Annotated in this window: 17 protein-coding genes; 5 read left to right on the top strand and 12 right to left on the bottom strand. The window is 73.6% G+C overall.

The genetic code is table 11. The features are described 5' to 3' along the window. Window positions 1-187: 187 nt before the first annotated feature. On the bottom strand, window positions 188-589 hold the full coding sequence (locus ACFVU7_RS28345) for a gamma-glutamylcyclotransferase (RefSeq protein ID WP_074004300.1): 402 nt from the start codon (window positions 587-589) through the stop codon (window positions 188-190). A gap of 133 nt (window positions 590-722) precedes the next feature. Continuing rightward, on the bottom strand, window positions 723-2,375 hold the full coding sequence (gene aceB / locus ACFVU7_RS28340) for a malate synthase A (RefSeq protein WP_388047866.1): 1,653 nt from the start codon (window positions 2,373-2,375) through the stop codon (window positions 723-725). Window positions 2,376-2,577: 202 nt separating this feature from the next. Here aceB and ACFVU7_RS28335 point away from each other — a divergent pair, with 202 nt between their 5' ends. Together ACFVU7_RS28335 and ACFVU7_RS28330 are read left to right on the top strand one after the other, a co-directional pair. Then, the gene (locus ACFVU7_RS28335) at window positions 2,578-3,375 is read left to right on the top strand and encodes an IclR family transcriptional regulator (RefSeq protein ID WP_049653741.1); all 798 of its coding nucleotides are present in this window, start codon (window positions 2,578-2,580) and stop codon (window positions 3,373-3,375) included. Window positions 3,376-3,714: 339 nt separating this feature from the next. Further along, window positions 3,715-4,320, top strand: coding sequence for a hypothetical protein (locus ACFVU7_RS28330; RefSeq protein ID WP_388047865.1), 606 nt, complete (start codon window positions 3,715-3,717; stop codon window positions 4,318-4,320). A 138-nt stretch (window positions 4,321-4,458) separates the two neighbouring features. Here the strand turns inward: ACFVU7_RS28330 and ACFVU7_RS28325 are convergent, their stop codons facing one another. Next, a complete protein-coding gene (locus ACFVU7_RS28325) occupies window positions 4,459-5,757 on the bottom strand; it encodes an esterase/lipase family protein (protein ID WP_388047863.1) in 1,299 nt (432 codons plus the stop codon). A 210-nt stretch (window positions 5,758-5,967) separates the two neighbouring features. Here ACFVU7_RS28325 and ACFVU7_RS28320 point away from each other — a divergent pair, with 210 nt between their 5' ends. After that, window positions 5,968-6,297, top strand: coding sequence for a MoaF N-terminal domain-containing protein (locus ACFVU7_RS28320; RefSeq protein WP_049658181.1), 330 nt, complete (start codon window positions 5,968-5,970; stop codon window positions 6,295-6,297). Window positions 6,298-6,414: 117 nt separating this feature from the next. Here ACFVU7_RS28320 and ACFVU7_RS28315 read toward each other — a convergent pair whose 3' ends face one another. Then, a complete protein-coding gene (locus ACFVU7_RS28315) occupies window positions 6,415-7,557 on the bottom strand; it encodes an esterase family protein (RefSeq protein ID WP_049658183.1) in 1,143 nt (380 codons plus the stop codon). Window positions 7,558-7,818: 261 nt separating this feature from the next. Beyond that, on the bottom strand, window positions 7,819-8,439 hold the full coding sequence (locus ACFVU7_RS28310) for a TetR family transcriptional regulator (protein WP_388047861.1): 621 nt from the start codon (window positions 8,437-8,439) through the stop codon (window positions 7,819-7,821). 137 nt (window positions 8,440-8,576) lie between these two features. Here ACFVU7_RS28310 and ACFVU7_RS28305 point away from each other — a divergent pair, with 137 nt between their 5' ends. After that, the gene (locus ACFVU7_RS28305; protein WP_049658184.1) at window positions 8,577-9,341 is read left to right on the top strand and encodes an SDR family NAD(P)-dependent oxidoreductase; all 765 of its coding nucleotides are present in this window, start codon (window positions 8,577-8,579) and stop codon (window positions 9,339-9,341) included. 138 nt (window positions 9,342-9,479) lie between these two features. Here the strand turns inward: ACFVU7_RS28305 and ACFVU7_RS28300 are convergent, their stop codons facing one another. From ACFVU7_RS28300 to ACFVU7_RS28275, 6 genes are all read right to left on the bottom strand, one after another. Then, entirely contained in the window at window positions 9,480-9,971 is a 492-nt protein-coding gene (locus ACFVU7_RS28300) for a GNAT family N-acetyltransferase (RefSeq protein WP_388047859.1), read from the bottom strand. A gap of 113 nt (window positions 9,972-10,084) precedes the next feature. Then, window positions 10,085-11,029, bottom strand: a complete 945-nt coding sequence (locus tag ACFVU7_RS28295) for a phosphotriesterase (protein ID WP_388047857.1) — start codon at window positions 11,027-11,029, stop codon at window positions 10,085-10,087. Continuing rightward, the gene (locus tag ACFVU7_RS28290) at window positions 11,026-11,541 is read right to left on the bottom strand and encodes a carboxymuconolactone decarboxylase family protein (RefSeq protein WP_388047855.1); all 516 of its coding nucleotides are present in this window, start codon (window positions 11,539-11,541) and stop codon (window positions 11,026-11,028) included. Before ACFVU7_RS28290 ends, ACFVU7_RS28295 begins: the two co-directional genes overlap by 4 nt. A gap of 17 nt (window positions 11,542-11,558) precedes the next feature. Continuing rightward, window positions 11,559-12,152, bottom strand: a complete 594-nt coding sequence (locus ACFVU7_RS28285; protein WP_388047853.1) for a DUF4865 family protein — start codon at window positions 12,150-12,152, stop codon at window positions 11,559-11,561. 150 nt (window positions 12,153-12,302) lie between these two features. Then, window positions 12,303-12,869 (bottom strand): TetR/AcrR family transcriptional regulator, encoded by a 567-nt coding sequence (locus ACFVU7_RS28280; protein WP_388047851.1) that lies wholly within the window; start codon window positions 12,867-12,869, stop codon window positions 12,303-12,305. A gap of 269 nt (window positions 12,870-13,138) precedes the next feature. Next, a complete protein-coding gene (locus ACFVU7_RS28275) occupies window positions 13,139-14,158 on the bottom strand; it encodes an LLM class flavin-dependent oxidoreductase (protein WP_388047849.1) in 1,020 nt (339 codons plus the stop codon). Between the two features lie 443 nt (window positions 14,159-14,601). On the opposite strand from ACFVU7_RS28275, the gene ACFVU7_RS28270 reads away from it, so the two are divergent. Further along, entirely contained in the window at window positions 14,602-15,594 is a 993-nt protein-coding gene (locus tag ACFVU7_RS28270) for an aldo/keto reductase (protein ID WP_388047848.1), read from the top strand. 131 nt (window positions 15,595-15,725) lie between these two features. Here ACFVU7_RS28270 and ACFVU7_RS28265 read toward each other — a convergent pair whose 3' ends face one another. After that, window positions 15,726-16,814, bottom strand: coding sequence for an LLM class flavin-dependent oxidoreductase (locus ACFVU7_RS28265; protein WP_049652181.1), 1,089 nt, complete (start codon window positions 16,812-16,814; stop codon window positions 15,726-15,728). Window position 16,815: the final 1 nt, after the last annotated feature.

The following is a 16,815-nucleotide window of genomic DNA, read 5'->3' as shown; positions in this document are numbered from 1 at the left end:
GCTCCGCGCACCTCGGGGCGACGGACGGACGACAGCGGCGGACGGATGACAGCTGACAACTTTCGTCATCTGTTATCTGTTATCTGTCAGCTGTTCTCTGTCGTCTGTTCGCCGTCACCGGTGCGCGGACCGCAGCCCCGGACCCACGGCGAGGGTCCGGGGCTGCCGGCGCACCCGGCGGCAGCCGTCAGGCCGTACGCCCGATCGACGCCAGGTAGGCGCGCCAGCCGCCGTGGTGGGTGATCTCCCGGTGGACGCCGCGCTCCAGCTCGCCCCGGGAGAGCAGCATGGACAGGCACGCGGAGCCGTCCTCCAGCTCGATGACGCCCAGTTCCAGCTCCCGCGGCTCCCCCGGCAGGATGACGTCCCGCAACCGCTCCAGGGGGATGTCGTACAGCTCGCCCTCGATGGCGGTGTCCGCCTCCGGGTCGGCCAGCAGTCCCGGGCAGACGTCCGTGCCGCCGCTGTGGTCGATGGAGAAGAAGCGGTAGCCGGGGGCGGTCCTGGCCGGCCCGATCAGCGAGTCGGCGACCTTCGCGTGAAAGGGACCGCCGACCATTGCCTGGCCGTTGAAGAACATGCGCGCCATGGGTGAACTCCTTACGTGGACAATACCGTTCCGTACAGCGACGAGAGGACAGGTGGGATTCGTCGCCGTACGGAACGGAGTGGTGGACCGCCGGCGCACCGCAGCCGGGCGGGCTCCGGCGGGCAGGTCGGGATCAGCCCAGCAGCGGGAGCGCGGGGAGGGTCAGGAAGTCCACGAACTCCTCGGCCAGGGCGACCTGTTCGAAGAGCCGGGCGGCCTCCGGCCAGCGGCCGGCGCCATAGGCCTCCTCGCCCAGCTCGGCGAGGAGTTCGGCCAGCTCCGCGGCGACCAGGGAACGGACCAGGTCGGCGGTGGCCTTCTCGCCGGTGTCGGAGAGCACGACCCCGTTGTGGATCCACTGCCAGATCTGCGAGCGGGAGATCTCGGCGGTGGCGGCGTCCTCCATCATGTTGAAGATGCCGACGGCCCCGAGCCCGCGCAGCCAGGCCTCGATGTAGCGGACGCCGACCTGGACGGCGTTGTGCAGCCCCGCTCGGGTGCAGGTGCCGCCGGCTCCGGCGATGTCGAGGAGCTGGGCGGCGGTCACCGGCTCGGCCGGGCCGGGGTTGTCCTTCTGGTGGGGCCGCTCGCCGAGCACCGCGTCGAAGGAGGCCCGGGCGACCGGCACCAGGTCGGGGTGGGCGACCCAGGAGCCGTCGAAGCCGTTCCCGGCCTCGCGGTCCTTGTCCGCCTTGACCTTCTCCAGCGCGGCCGCGTTGACCTCCGGGTCGCGGCGGCTCGGGATGAACGCGGCCATGCCGCCGATCGCGTGGGCGCCGCGCCGGTGGCAGGTCCGTACCAGCAGCCGGGTGTAGGCGGCCATGAACGGCGAGGCCATGGTGACGGTGTTGCGGTCCGGCAGGATGTAGTGCTCGCCCGCGTCGCGGAAGTTCTTGACGATCGAGAACAGGTAGTCCCAGCGCCCGGCGTTGAGGCCGGCCGCGTGGTCGCGCAGCTCGTAGAGGATCTCGTCCATCTCGAACGCGGCGGTGATGGTCTCGATCAGCACGGTCGCCCGGATCGTGCCGTGCGGGATGCCGAGTTCGGCCTGGGCGTGGGTGAACACGTCGTTCCACAGCCGGGCCTCGAGGTGGCTCTCGGTCTTCGGCAGGTAGAAGTACGGGCCGGAGTTGGGGTCCTCGGCACCCTTGGCCAGCAGCCGGGCGGCGTTGTGGAAGAAGTAGAGGCCGAAGTCGACGAACGCGCCGGCCACCGGGGTGCCGTCGACCCGCAGGTGGTTCTCGTCCAGGTGCCAGCCGCGGGGGCGGACCACGACGGTGGCGAGTTCGGCGGCGGGCTTGAGGGTGTACGCCTTGCCGGCCGCGCCGGTGAAGTCGATCCGGCCCTCGAAGGCGTCGGTCAGGTTGGCCTGGCCGCCGACCACGTTCTCCCAGGTCGGGGAGGTGGCGTCCTCGAAGTCCGCGAGCCAGATCCGCGCCCCGGAGTTGAGCGCGTTGACGACCATCTTGCGGTCGGTCGGCCCGGTGATCTCGACCCGGCGGTCCTGGAGGGCGCGGGGCGCCTCGGCGACCTTCCAGTCCCCGGCCCGGATGTCGGCGGTGTCGGGGCGGAAGTCCAGCGTGCCGGTGGCGGCGATCTCGGCGCGGCGGGCCTTCCGCCCGGCCAGCAGCTCCTGTCGGCGCCCCTCGAAGGCCTGATGGAGCCCGGCGACGAAGGCGAGCGCCTCCGGAGTGAGCACCTCCTCCGCCCGGGGGACGCGAGGACCGGCGACAGTGACGACCGGAGCGGCGGGCGAGGCGCCGACGGGCCCCTGATCTGCAGCCATGAGCAGGACACTCCTAAGACGGTTGAGCCTGGCGGAGGGAGCTCCGGTGGGAACTTCCTCAGGGAACTTCCTCGATCGGTACCCGCCTGTCGGCGAGTTCGATTCTGTAAGGTGGAGACTAGTTTCCGCGATACAGAATTTCAACGGTTTGTTGAAGAGATCGCCGGGACTCTACTCCTCCCCGACAGTGAAGGAAACGCCGGTGGTTGCGACCCCCGACCCAGCATCGACGACAGGCGCCGACCGCGCGGGCGGCGGCGTGCAGTCCGTCGAACGCGCCTTCCAACTCCTGGAGGCGCTGGCCGACTCCGGCGGCGTGGCCACCCTCAGCGAGCTCTCCACCACGTCCGGCCTCCCGATGCCGACCATCCACCGGTTGGTTCGTACCCTCGTGCAGCAGGGCTATGTCCGCCAGGACACCGCGCGCCGCTACACCCTCGGCCCCCGGCTGATCCGGCTCGGCGAGACGGCCGGCCGGCTGCTCGGCAGCTGGGCCCGCCCGTACCTGGCCGAGCTCATGGAGGCCACCGGCGAGACCGCCAACCTGGCGGTGCTGGAGGGCGGCGAGGTGGTGTACGTCGGCCAGGTGCAGTCGCGCCGCTCGATGCGGATGTTCACCGAGGTCGGCCGACGGGTGCAGCCGCACTGCACCGGCGTCGGCAAGGCGCTGCTCGCCCAGCTGCCGGAGGACGAGGCCCGCGCCGTGCTCGGCCCCAACCCGCTGCCCGCGCACACCGAGTACACGGTCACCGACCCGCAGGAGCTGATGCGCCAGCTCGCCGAGGCGCGCGAGCGCGGCTACGTGGTCGACGACCAGGAGCAGGAGATCGGCGTCCGCTGCATCGCGCTCGCCGTCCCGGGCGCGCCGACGCCCACCGCGCTCTCGGTCTCCGGCCCGGAGGCCCGCATCCGGGCCCTGGAGGAGCAGGCCGGAGCCGCCTCGCTGGTGCCGGTGATGCACCAGATCGCGACCCGGCTGGGCCAGGTCCTCGCTCCCTGACGGAACGTCAACCTCCCTTGCCCGCCGACCCGGTTGGCACGGCGTGCCGCGTCATCCGTTCGGGCGGACGACGGGCGGGTTGCCGCCCGGCTCCGGCGGTGGCTCCGCCACCCTGGTGCCGACGCGGCCCGCAACGGCGCGGGCGGCCGGGACGCGAGGGCAGGGTGAGCGGGGATGGAGCAGCAGCACCGGGACGCATGGGAGGGCGCGCGGGGCGGTGGGGTCCGGGGAGGTGAGGTCCGGAGCGATGGCGTACGGGCCGGTGGCGTACGGCGCGCCGCGAGGGGCCGGGGGTTCGGCGGGGCCGGGCTGGTCGCGGCCGTGGCGGCGGGGTGCGCGGTGACGGTACTGGCCACCGACCCGGTCTGGGCGCTGCGGCGGCCCGAGCCCCGGCCCGCCGTGGAGGTCGTCGCGGCCGGTGCGCCCTCGCCGTCCACCCTGCCCGCACCGGCGACGCCCACCGCCTCGACCCTGCCGGCCCCGGCCAAGCCCGGAGCCGGGTCCGGGGCCGGGCCCGGGACGGCCGAGGCCGCCGCGCGACCGTCCGACTCCGACCTGGAGGTGGTCCGGATCGACCCGGACGCGGCCGCGCCCGGCGGCACCACCACCATCCACGCCTTCGTCGGCAACGGCGGCCCGGAGACCACCGCCTCCCCGTTCACGGTCGCGATCACCCTGCCGGAGGGCGTCAGCCCGGAGGGCCCGTTCTTCCCGTCCACCTGCCAGGTGGTGAGCCGCGGCCGCGTCGTGCGGTGCGTGTTCGCGCCCGGGCTGCGGGAGGGGCGCAGCGCGACCGCCCTCATCCCGGTCCGGCTCGCCCCGGACCTGCCGGAGGGCAGGCTGAGCGGCGGCTCGGTCGCGGTGCGCAGCGCGGACGACCGGTACGAGGGCAACAACCGGCAGCCGTTCGACATCACGGTGGCCGGGACGGCCGCCGGTTCCTGAGCCGTGTGGGCCGCGCGGTCCCGTCGGCGGGGTCGGCCCTGCCGACGGGACCGTCCTGCCGGCGGCGGGCGGGGCGCCGCACCCGCCGAGGTGCCGACCAACGGCCCCGCACGGCAGTCGAGTTGACCGGCTTGAGGCTCAGCTCAGCCAGGCGTTGACCTGGCTCGCCGCGTCCGGCGCCCAGGCGAGCTCCAGATGGTTCAGGCCGCCGAGCAGCCGGGTGCCGCCGACCGTCGCGATGCCGGTGGTGTCCAGCGCGCTCGCGGTGAAGACCAGGCCGTCGCTCGGCCCGCGACCCTCGTTGAGCACGCCCGGGATGTCGGCGGACCCGCCCGCCAGCAGGTAGGTGCGCACCGCGGCCGGGATGCCGGCCTGCCGGAGCGGGGCGATCAGCGAGCCCGCGTCGATCGCCGCCTGGATGCCCTGGCCGGAGGTGTAGAAGCCCTGGCCGCCGTAGTAGGTGGTCCACCAGTCCTGCGCACTGCTGTCCACCCCGTAGGTGCCGTCCCAGCGGGCGAGCAGCTGGCGCTGGCCCGGGTAGCAGTCGTAGCCGCCGCTCGGCAGCACCCCGAGGCAGGGCTGCGCGGTGTACGTGCCGTAGCAGGTCATGGAGAGGTGCGGGGACGGCGCGTTGGCGGTGCCGCCACAGGCGGGCCAGGTCACCAGGTCGAAGTCCCAGCCGTGCGCGTACACGTAGTCGAGCCCGCCGTGCGGCCCGCCCAGCGTGACCAGCCGGCGCACGTCGCCCGCGTACGCCCTCCCCCAGGAGGGCTTCACCGAGGACACGTACGCCCGGGCGGCGACCTCGCCCTTGCTCCAGGCCACCACGTCGACCTGGGGGACCCCGAGTCGGGCCCGGATCAGCGCGACCGCGTCGCCGACCGCCTGGGCCTGGAGCAGGTTGTCGCCGTGCTTGTGGGCGAAGCCGATCGCGAAGACCCGGCGGCCGGTGCCGGCCAGGTACTGGGCGAGCCCGGTGGACGGGCAGTTCGCGGCACCGCAGGCGCCGCTCTCCCCCGGGTTCGCCCAGGCCCGGTCGGCGTTGTCGTTGGCGCCGTGGACCAGCAGGACGGGGGTGGCCTGGGCGCCGGTGTCCCAGCCCGCGGCGGAGTAGAGCAGGAACCGGGCGGAGGAGGGCCGACCGGTGCCGAAGTACGTCCGGCGGGCGCCGTCCTGGTCGCCGCGCCCGTCGGCGGGGAACTGCTCGGCGCCGAAGCCGGGGGTGGTGTCGAGGTAGCGCTCGACCTTGGCCCAGCCGTTGCCGGGGGCGGGGAAGGTCGCTTCCAGGGTGAGGGGGGCGGCGGCCGCGGCCCGGGCCGTACCCGCCTGCGCGGCGGTGGGGGTGCCGAGCAGGGCGGCGGCGAGGGTCAGGAGCACGGCGGCGAGGGCGGTGGGGACGCGTCTCGCGGGGCCGGGGCGTGTGGGGGTACGTCTCATGGCCGGACGCTAGGGCCGGCGCGCGGCCCTGCCCATGTGCCGGTCGCACACCCGGGCCGCCGCGTGGTGGCGGACCGTACCGTGGCCTTTGCCTGACCGAGTGCGCCCGGTCGGATAAATTGGAAGCCTGACATCATCCGCCGTGCACAAGAGCGGCGAGCCCGACCGGGTGCTCGCCACGACCTGACAGAGACGAGGACCCGCCCCACCATGACCGCGCCCCTGCCCGCCTTCGCCGGCCGCACCTACCTCTTCCGGGTCGACAACGGCGCGGCCTTCCGCAACACCTACTCGGCCGACGGCACGCGGCTGCGCTGGGAGGGCCTCGGCGAGTCCGCGGGCCAGTGGGAGGACGTGCGCCTGCACGTCGCCGAGGTCGCGCCCTCGATCTACTTCGTCAGCTGGACCGAGCAGAGCGGGATCACCGTCAGCCACGTGATGGACCTCGGCAGGCTGACCGTGCGGGCCTTCTGGACCTTCGAGGGCGAGGGCGGCCGGGTCGGCCAGCTGCACACCGGGACGCTGGAGCGGGTGGCCTGAGCGGCGGAACCGCCGTACGGCTCCTGAATGACCGAACCCCCGGTGCCATGGCTCCGGGGGTTCGGTCGTTCATGCTCGGTCGTCCAGGATCGGTCGGTCAGGCCCGGCCGGTCAGGCTCATGCGGACTGGTTCGGCACCTTGAGGTGCTGGGACAGCCACTCCAGCGAGGAGGGCAGCAGGGCGCTCCAGGTCTCGAAGTTGTGGCCGCCGTTCTCCAGCATGCTGTACGAGACCTTCATCGGGCTCTGCACCCCGTCGACGAAGGCCTCGGTCTGCTGCCGGTAGTCGCCGTCGCCCTTCTTGGTGCCGGCCAGCAGCACGGACACCTTCGGCTGCGGCAGGTTCTTCAGCCGCCACAGCAGGTTGGCCTCGTCGCGGCGCTGCTTGCTGCCGCCGAAGAGGTCGCCCGTCGTCGGGTCGTCGGCGGCGTCGTAGTAGGCGGAGAGGGCGACGGCGGTCGGGAAGACGTCCGGGTGGCGCATGGCCAGCTTGAGCGCGCAGTAGCCGCCGGTCGAGTTGCCCATGAAGGCCCAGGCCTGCGGGTCGGTGGAGACCCGGTAGCTGGCCTGGATCGCCGAGGGCACGTCCTTGGTGAAGTAGGTGTCGGACTGCGGGCCGTTCGGGACGTCCTCGCACTCGGTGTCCTGGGGCAGCGCGGGCGAGGGGCGCACCAGGACCATGACGGTCGGCTGCATCCGCCCCTCCTGCAGCAGCTTGAGCGCGGCGCCCGGGTAGTTGAAGCGGGTGATCAGGTTCTCGGCGATTCCTGGGAATCCGGTGCTGACGATCACGGCCGGGAACTGCTTCTGGGCGTACTCCGGCTGGAAGTACTGCGGGGGCAGGTAGACGTAGCCCTCGGTGGACAGCCGGCTGGCCGCGCCGTCTATCCGGACCTTGCGGATCTCGCCGGACTGGGCGGGCTCGCGGCCCATCGCGCCGCCGCCCTTGACCGCGGCCTGGCCCATCGTCTCCACCATCAGCCGACCGGAGGCGTCCGCCTTGTTGTGGATGACCACCGGGCCGGTGTCGCCGGTGCCCAGCAGGTCGTCCCAACTGCTGTAGAAGGCGAAGTAGTTGTTCGCGACCAGGCCGAGTGCGGCGAGCACCGCGAGCTGGGTGGCGAGCAGTGCGCCGATCCGGCCGAGCACCGACTGCCAGGTCTTCTTCGCGAGTCTGGGCCACAGCCAGACCGTGCCGACCATCATCACGACCGCGATCAGTGCGGTCAGCGCCAGCACCTTGTGGCTCGTCAGACCCATGTCCCGCTTGCTCCCACGCCTCGAACTCCAGTCCCCTCCGCTGGGGACATCCGAGGAGGTCACCCCGGTTCCCCCGCCGGGGCGCGAGGACCAACCCTAACGCCAGCTGGGAGGAAGCTGACCGCGGCTGGGAGGTGACGGGGAGCCGGGCTGACAGATGACAACGTTCAGATAACAGATTTCGAAAGTTGTCATCTGAAATCTGTCAGCGGTCGGCTGTCTCCCGCCAGCCGGAGCGGGCGGGGTGGGCTGCGCCCGGGCTCAGCCCACCCGCTCCCAGAGCCGCAGCCCCGCCGTGAGCTCGCGCATGCAGCGCGCGCCGAGGTCCTGCGGGGAGCCCAGACCTGCGAGGGGCGCCTCGGAGGAGGCCCACTGCTCCAGGGCCACCCGGATCGCCGCGGTCGCGGCGGCGGCGGCCAGCCGGATCTCCAGCGGATCGGTGCCGTCCGGGCAGCGCTCGGTGAGGGCGACCCGCAGCCGCGCCTCCGAGTCGGCGTGGACCCGCTGCCAGGTGGCGTTCAGCTTCGGGTCGCGCAGCAGGCCGCGGGCCCACCGCATCATCTCCGCCCGCGCCTCGTCGGCCGGGGTCAGCGACGCGACCGCCGCACGCTCCAGCGCCTCGCGCAGCGGCAGGTCGGCCGGGCTCGCCGCGAACAGCTCCACCCACTCCTGCCCGCCCGACGCGAGCAGCGGGGCGACGGCGTCCTCCTTGACGGAGAAGTACCGGTAGAAGGTGCGCAGCGAGATGCCCGCGGCGAGGGCGATCTCCTCGGCGGTGGTCGCCTCGGCTCCGCGCTCGGCGAAGAGCGCGGCGGCGGTACGGGCGATCTCCAGTCGGGTGGCCTCACGGCGGCGCTGGGTCAGGGTCGGGCGTCCGGTCACAGGGCCAGCCTACGCGGACGCATGCCAAGGTGGCACGTCACGACGATCTGGCACATCCAGCCTTTTTGGCACAACGTGCCACTCAGGCGTACCGTGGTTCCCGAGGTCGAGAGACCACGAACGAACGGAGTACCACCATGGAGCGCTTCAGCGGACGGAACGTCCTGATCACCGGCGGCGGCTCGGGCATCGGCCAGGCCACCGTGCACCGGATCCTCGCCGAGGGCGGGAAGGTCGTCGCCGTCGACGTCAACGAGGACGGCCTGAAGAAGACCCTGGACCGCGCCACCGCCGAGGGCACCGCGGACCGCCTGACCATTCAGGTTCTGGACATCTCGGACGAGGCGGCCGTCGTCGCGGGCGTCGCCGAGGCGACCACCGGCCTGGGCGGCCTGGACGTGCTGGTCAACGCGGCCGGCATCCTCCGCTCCTCGCACACCCACGAGACCAGCCTGGAGTTCTGGAACAAGCTCCTCGCGGTGAACCTGACCGGCACCTTCCTGATGACCCGCGAGGCGCTCCCCGCGCTGCTCGCGGGTGGCAGGGGCGTGGTGGTCAACTTCAGCTCCACCTCCGCGAGCTTCGCCCACCCGTACATGGCCGCGTACGCCGCGACCAAGGGCGGCATCCAGTCCTTCACCCACGCCATCGCCTCGGAGTACTCGAAGCAGGGCCTGCGCGCGGTCTGCGTCGCGCCGGGCAGCATCGACAGCGGCATGACCCACAACCCGGGCCTGCCCGCCGACGCCGACTTCAGCCTGCTGGCCAAGCTCTCCCCCGCCCTCGGCCAGGGCTTCGCCGGCCCGGAGACGGTGGCCGGCGTGATCGCCATGCTCGCCTCCGACGACGGCGCCTTCGTCACCGGTACCGAGCTGCGCATCGACGGCGGCACCCACATGTGACCGGCTGATCGCCCCCTCGGTCCGGTCGAAGGCGGGGCCTGTGCCGTCCCCCGTACGGCGCAGGCCCCGCCTTCGCGTCGCTGTCGCTATCGCTGTCGGAGCCGGAGCCGGAGCCGGGTGCGGCGGCGGTCGGTCAGGTCACCGCAGGGGCTTCCCGAGCAGGAGTTCCCGGGTGACCCCGTCGGCGAGCAGGTCGCCCGGCTCCGCGAGCGGGGCGAAGCCGTGCCGGCGGTAGAGGGCGAGCGCCGCTTCGTTGCCGGGGAGCACGGCGAGGCGCAGCGTGGTCCCGCCGGTGGCGCGGGCCCAGCGCTCGACCTCCTCGACGAGCCGGTCGGCGACGCCCCGGCCGCGCGCCCGCGGGGCGACCCAGAGCGAGCGCAACTCCCGTACCCCGTCCGGCGATCCGAGCAGGCCGCCGACGAGCCCGACCGGGTCCTCGTCCAGCAGGGCCGCGACGTGGTGGGCGCCCGGGATGCCGAGCCGGTCGCGCCAGCGCTCCTCGCCACCCCGGTGCCAGTCGGCGAGGCCGGCCTTGAAGGCCTCCGGTGCGTCGGTCAGGGCGGCGAGGCGGAGGTCCCGCCAGAGCTGCCAGTCGGCGGTCGTGAGGGTTCGGAGCGTCAGCGTCACCATGTCCGGCACCGTAGAGGGCCCGACCGGCGGCCGTCAGTCCGTTTCCCGTACCTGCGGGCCCGCGCGCCACCGGCCCCGGCGGTTCGGCGGGGTCCGACGGCCCGGCGAGCGCCCTACGGCGTGCGCCAGTCGGCGGCGAAGGCGGCGGCCGGATTGGCGGTGAGGAGCAGCTCGGGCAGTTCGGGGCCGTGGCTGCGGGCGAGGCGCGGGGCGAGCTCGGTGAGCAGCCGGACCGGGCCGCCGGCCGCGCGGGCGTTCCGGGTCGTGGTGTCGGCGCCGAGCAGCAGCTGGGCGGCGTGGCCCGCCTCGACCAGGTCGGCGATGACCTCGAAGGCCTGGTGGTCGCCTGCGTGGCCGGCCCGGGAGGGGCTGTCCAGCGCGAGGTACACGCCCTCGGCGGCCAGTCGGCGGTGCAGCGCACGGTCGGGGAGCCGGGTGAGGTGGCCGAGGATGACCCGGTCGGGCCGGACGCCGTGCCGGTGGCACAGCCGGTGCACGACCCCGGGCGGGGCGCCGTCGGCTTCGAGGTGGACGGCGATCGGGGCGCCGGTGGCATGGTGGGCCTCGGCGGCGGCAGCCAGCGTCCACCGGGTGTGGCGACTGTCGGGCCCCGCGTCGGCCGCGACCTTGATCAGCCCGGCCCGGACCCCCTCGGGCGCGCCGGGCAGACCGGTGGTGAGCTCGGCGACGAAACGTTCCGCCAGGTCGGCGTACGGGCCGGGGCGGTCCTCCGCCCCGGCGCCGGTGGCGGAGAAGGAGCCCGGCGCGTAGTGGACCGCCTGGTGCGCGCCGGTGGCGGCGACGATCCGCACGCCGGTCGTCCGGGAGAGCGCGGCGAGCGAGTCCGCGCCCCGGCCCAGGCCGAGCGGGGTCCACTGGACGAGGGTGCGGCCGCCGGCGGCCGCGTAGGCGCGCAGGACGTCCTCGGCGGCGGCCGGGTCGTCCAGTTCCTGGCCGGGAAGCAGCGGGCTGCGGATGAAGAGGTGGTCGTGGGCGTCGGTGACGCCGAGGGCGGCGGGGTCCAGGTCGCCGAGGACGGTGCGGACGGTGCGGCTCATGCCCCGGCCTCCTCGGTGACGGTCCCGGCGGCGCTCTCGGCGGCCTTGGTGGCCTCGGCGCTCTCGGCGCTCTCGGTGCTCTCGGTGCTCTCGGTGCTCTCGGTGCTCTCGGCGAAGGTCGCGGTGGCGACCCGCAGGCCGGCCAGCGCCTTGGGGAGGCCGACGTACGGGGCGAGGTGGACCATGACCTCGGTGATCTCCGCCTCCGTCAGGCCGATCCGCCGGCTGTAGCGGACGTGGTCGGCGAGCTGCGGCTCGACGCCGCCGAGGGCGGTGAGGGCGGCCAGGTTGGCGATCTGGCGGTCGCGCAGGGCGAGGCCGGGGCGCTGGTAGGTGCCGCCGAAGAGGCTGGTGACGATCCAGTCGGGGAAGCCGGGGGCGAGGGCGTCCAGGCCGCCGAGGGTGGCGGCGGCGCCCGGACCGGCCAGGTCGGCGAGCAGGGCGTGGCCGGCCGCGCGGTCGAGCGGGGCCGGGGTGAGGTCGGGGCCGGCGGGAGCGGTCGCGGGGGACATCGGGGCGGTGGGTCCTTTCACCAGTGGCGGCCGGCGGGCAGCCGGTCCAGTTCGGGGCGGGACAGGTGCAGCACCTGGTACCGGACGCCGGGCGCGTCCTCGGGGGCCGGGCCGTTCCAGAGGGCGAAGCGGAGCAGCTCCCAGCGGCTCGGGTCGACGGCCACGGCGGCGGTGTGCAGGTCCGGGTGCGTGGGCAGGTCCGCGAGCGCCCGCTCGACGGCCTCGGCCGGGTCGGCGCCTTCCGGCAGCCGTACGGTCGCCCGGGTGGCGGTGCTGGGCTGCTCGGTCCTCTCCCCCGCTACTGGCGACGCGCCGCGGGTCAGGCCCGCGCCGAGCCAGTGCCGGACGGCGGGGCGGCCGAAGTCGGCGCTCAGGCCGCGGAAGCCCGGGCCCCAGAGGAAGCCGTTCATGCCCTCGGCGGTGCGCCAGAGGTAGAACGGCGCGTACTGGTTGACGGGCGAGCCCTGCCGACCGCGCTCGCGGACCAGGTAGGCCTTGAGGCCGAGGCCCGGGTGCGCGTCGAGCAGGTGGCCCTTGTCGGCGACGCGCTTGCGGATGACGCCCATGTCGTAGTCGGCGGGGAGGGTGATCTCGTACTGCATGGCGTGCACGGCGGGGCTCCTCGGGTTCTGGCCAGTCTGACGGCGGGCGTCCTGGTTTTCGGCGGGCGCGTCGGCTCTGGTCGTACGGGTTCGGCCGCGAGGGTTCGGCCGTACGGGTGCGGCGGCGCGCCCGGGGTCGTGCGGGTCAGGCCGTGCGGGTCAGGCCGTGCGGTGTGCCGCGAGCAGGCCGAGGGCGCCGCGGACGGCCCGGTCGAACGGCTCGGCGCCGTCGGCGGCGCGGGCCAGGACGTAGCCACCCTGGACGACGGCGACCACGGCGGCGGCCGTGTCGGCCGGGTCGAGGCCGGGGGTGAACTCGCCGTCCGCCTGGCCCTGGGCGACCAGTTCGGCGATCCGGCCGCGCAGCCAGTCGAAGGTCTCCTCGACGGGCGCGCGCAGCTGCGGGTCGGCGACGACGTCGGGGTCCTGGGCCATCCGGCCGATCCGGCAGCCGCGCAGGACGTCGCGGTCGCGGTGCAGGTAGGCGGCGATCCGGTCGTAGGCGGTGCCGGGGGCGGCGAGGTCGGCCTCGGCGACGCCCCGCATCTGCTCGGCGCTGCGGCGCAGGGCGGCGGCCGCGAGGTCGGGCTTGCCCGTGAAGTGGTGGTACATGCTGCCCTGGCCGACCCCGGAGCGCTGCTGGATGGCCTTGGGGCTGGTGCCGACGTAGCCGCGCTCCCAGAGGAGGGCCTGGGTGCTCTCGATGAGACGGTCCTGGGTGCTCATGCGAGCCACTGTACATACCAGTAGGTACAGAGCGCCAGGGCTGACTCCGCCCGGGCGCCCCGGGGCGCCCGGATCCTCCTCGCGGAACGGTTGAGGGCCGTGCGCCGCCCCCCGGCGGCCACGGCCCCTCGACCGTTCGTCATCCCCCGCACCGCCGAGCGGCATTCCGGCGCGCCTGGTGGCGCGCGTCACGTCACGGACGGTGGCCGGCGTCACGCCGCGTAGGGGGTGCACGGCGCACTGCGCGGGCGGGCGCCGGACGCGGGCGACTACGGCAGCGCGCGGCGGACCTCCGGGGCCACCTCGCTCGCGAACAGCTCCAGTTGCTCGCGCTGCGCCCCCTCGGTGAGTGCGTCCACCCCGATGCCGACCACCTCGTTGCCGAAGGCCTCGTGGTAGCGGTGGATCTTCTCGATCACCTGCTGCGGACTGCCGACCAGGGCCGAACCGCGCTCCAGCGCGTCCTCCAGCGACGTGAACGGCGAGTTGTTGTGCCGGCCGGCGGCCGAGTCGAACAGGGCATTCCAGTACGGGCGGAAGCCCTCTACCGCGTCCTGCGAGCGCTTGGCGACGTACAGTCCGCCGAAGCTCGCGCCCACCCTGGCCCGCTCCGGGTCGTGCCCGTAGTACTCCCAGCGCTCGCGGTAGTGGTCGACCAGCGCCCGGTACTTCTCCAGCGGGTGGAAGGAGTTGGCGGAGAAGAGCGGGTCGCCGTGGCGGGCAGCGAGGTCGGTGGACCGCGTGCTGGTCGCGCTGCCGTGCCACACCGGGATCGGGTCCTGGAGCGGGCGCGGCCAGACGGTGGCGTCCCGGAGCGGCGGGCGGGTCGAGCCCTCCCAGGTCACCTTCTCCTCCCGCCAGAGCCTGCGCAGCAGAGCGTAGTTCTCGGCGAGCGCCTCCCACTGACGCTCCTCGGGAAGGCCGAACAGCCCGAAGTGGCGCGGGTCGTTGCCCTTGCCGACGATCAACTCAATTCGGCCACCGGAGAGTTGGTCGAGCATCGCGTAGTCCTCGGCGACCCGGACCGGGTCGAGGATGCTGAGCACCGTCACCGTGGTGAACAGCCGGATGGTGGAGGTGCGGGCGGCGATCGCGCTGAGCAGCAGGGGCGGGGCCGGGGAGAGGAACGGCTCGCCGTGCCGCTCCCCCACCCCGTAGCCGTCGTAGCCGAGCCGCTCGGCGAGGACCGCCTGGTCGATGACGTTGTGGAGCTTCTGCTCCGGGGTGCGCCGGACACCGGTGACCGGATCGGGGGCGTTGGCGACGAGGGACGAGACGGTGAACCGCACGGCGGTCTCCTTGAACGCTCGGGAGGGGCACGGGAGGGGCTCGGGACGGAATCGGAGGGGCTCGAGGAGGAGCCCTCGGGAAGGGGTTCGGCGCAGACCGGGCCGGGCTTGACGGGGCCGGTGGAGCCCCGGGAGCCGACGGGCCGCGCGGAGCACGGGGAGCCGGTACGTGGTCCGGCGTCGCACTCCCAAGGGCGGGCACCCGCGGAGCGGCTGACGGGACGGGCGGCGCGCCGCTCGGGCGGCAGGGCACGCGGGTGGTGTCAGCGGACGGTGCTGCGGTGGCGGCGACAACAACAGCGGGCTGCGGCGGCGGTCACGGTCCGGACTGCCATCTCGCCTCCCCCTCGCCTCGCACGCGCACGATCCTCCGCGAGCATAGGCACCGGCCGGGGACGGGGCAAGGGCTTGATCCGCCACGGCCGACTGGCAAGATGTCCGGCATGAGCTACCTCGCCGCGGATGACCGCTATGACTCGATGACCTATCGGAAGGCCGGCCACAGCGGCGTCCAGCTGCCCGCCGTATCGCTCGGGCTCTGGCACAACTTCGGTGACGCCCAGCCGCTGGAGGTGCAACGGGCGGTGCTCCGCCGGGCCTTCGACCGGGGTGTCACCCACTTCGACCTGGCGAACAACTACGGCCCGCCGTACGGCAGCGCCGAGCGCAACTTCGGCTACCTGTTCGCCCAGGACTTCCGGCCGTACCGGGACGAGCTGTTCATCGCCACCAAGGCCGGCTGGGACATGTGGCCCGGCCCGTACGGCAACGGCGGCAGCCGCAAGTACCTGCTGGCCAGCCTCGACCAGTCGCTGGACCGGATGGGCCTGGACTACGTCGACGTCTTCTACTCGCACCGGTACGACCCGGACACCCCGATCGAGGAGACGATGGGGGCGCTCGACAGCGCGGTGCGCTCGGGCAAGGCGCTGTACGCCGCGATCTCCAACTACCCGGCGGAGCGGCACCGGGAGGCGGTGGCGATCCTGCGCGAGCTGGGGACGCCGGTGCTGATGAACCAGTCGGCGTACTCGATCCTCAACCGGTACGTGGAGGACCACGGCGTGCTGGACGCGGTGGGCGACACCCGGACCAGCCTCATCGCCTACTCGCCGCTGGCCCAGGGGCTGCTGACCGACCGCTACCTGACCGGGGAGGTGCCGGCGGGCTCGCGGATGTCGGTCGGGAAGTTCCTCACCGAGGAGGCGCTGGCCGGGCCGAAGCTGGACCGGCTGCGGGCGCTGGCCAAGGTCGCCGAGGGGCGCGGGCAGACGCTGGCGCAGCTGGCGCTGTGCTGGGTGCTGCGGGACCCGCGGGTGGTCTCGGTGATCATCGGCGCGAGCAGCGTGGCCCAGCTGGACCAGAACCTCGACGCGCTGGCGGGCGGCCCGCTGACGGCTGAGGAGCTGGCGGAGATCGACCGGCTGAGCCGCTGAGCCGAGGCGCCTCCGGCGGAGCGGGAGGCGTTGGCTGACGGCTGACGATCGACGGATGACAGCTGACAGATTTCGAAATCTGTCAGCTGTCATCTGTTATCTGTTCGCTGATATCTGTTACTTGTCAGCCGTCACCTGTTCGCTGCCGGCCGCTTGATGCCCAGAGCGGGCAGAACCGTTTCTGCAACCCGGTGGGCCTCCTCCAGCAGCGGGTTGCCCGACAGGATGAAGGTGTCGACACCCAGCGCCTCGAACTCCTGCAGGCGCTCGATCACCTGGGCCGTCGAGCCGACCACCGCGGTGCCGGGGCCGGGGCGGAACAGGCTCATCCCCGGCCAGAGGTTGGGGTAGGCCTCCAGCTCGCGGGCCCGGGCCGGCACCTTGCCCCCGTGCTGGCGGAACTGCCGCTGCCAGCCGACCCCGTCCTCCCCCTTCGCCCCGCCCAGCTGGCGCGCGTAGGTGGCCTCGCTGGTGACGTCCAGCAGCCGGTCGGCGGCCGCCCAGGCCTCGTCCTCGGTGTCCCGGACGATCAGGTGCAGCCGCAGTCCGATCCGCAGGCTCCGGCCGTGGGCGGCGGCGCGCTCGCGGACCAGGTCCAGCTTCTCCTTGAGCAGGTGCGGTGGCTCGCCCCAGGTCAGGTAGACGTCCACGTGCTCGGCCGCCATCTCGATGCCGGCCGCCGAACTGCCGCCGAACCAGAGCGGAATGCCGCCGGGCTGCGCCGGGGCCAGCTCGCGCAGGCTCGCGCCCGCGTTCTTCAGCTCGTAGAACTCGCCCTTGTGGTCGAAGACTTCGCCCGCCGTGAGGCGCTTGACGATCGACCAGTACTCGCCGCTGAGCCGGTAGCGGTCGTCGTGCTCGACGTCCAGGCCGTACTCGCGCAGCTGCGCGGTCGAGCCGTTCACCACATTGAAGCGCAGTCGGCCGCCGTGCAGGTGGTCGAAGCTGAGCGCCATCTTGGCCAGCAGGGTGGGCGAGACCAGCCCCGGGTGGACGGCCAGCAGCGGCTTGAAGGCCGGGGTGGTGGCGGCGGCGAGCGCGCTGCCGAGCGTCCAGACGTCGTACAGGTCAGTCGCGAGCAGGGCACCGGTGTAGCCCAACCGCTCGACGCTGCCCGCCAGTTGCTGGAGGTAGCGGAGGTCCACGGGGCGGCGCCCGGCCGGCTCCCAGGGGTAGTGGCCCTCGCGCGGGATGATGTACCAGAGGACTTCGGAGGCCATG

The sequence above is a fragment of the Kitasatospora sp. NPDC058046 genome, from assembly GCF_042885595.1.
GTDB lineage: Bacteria > Actinomycetota > Actinomycetes > Streptomycetales > Streptomycetaceae > Kitasatospora.
Note: the sequence above shows the minus strand (reverse complement) of the source record. Positions and strands in the feature narration are given on the sequence as shown.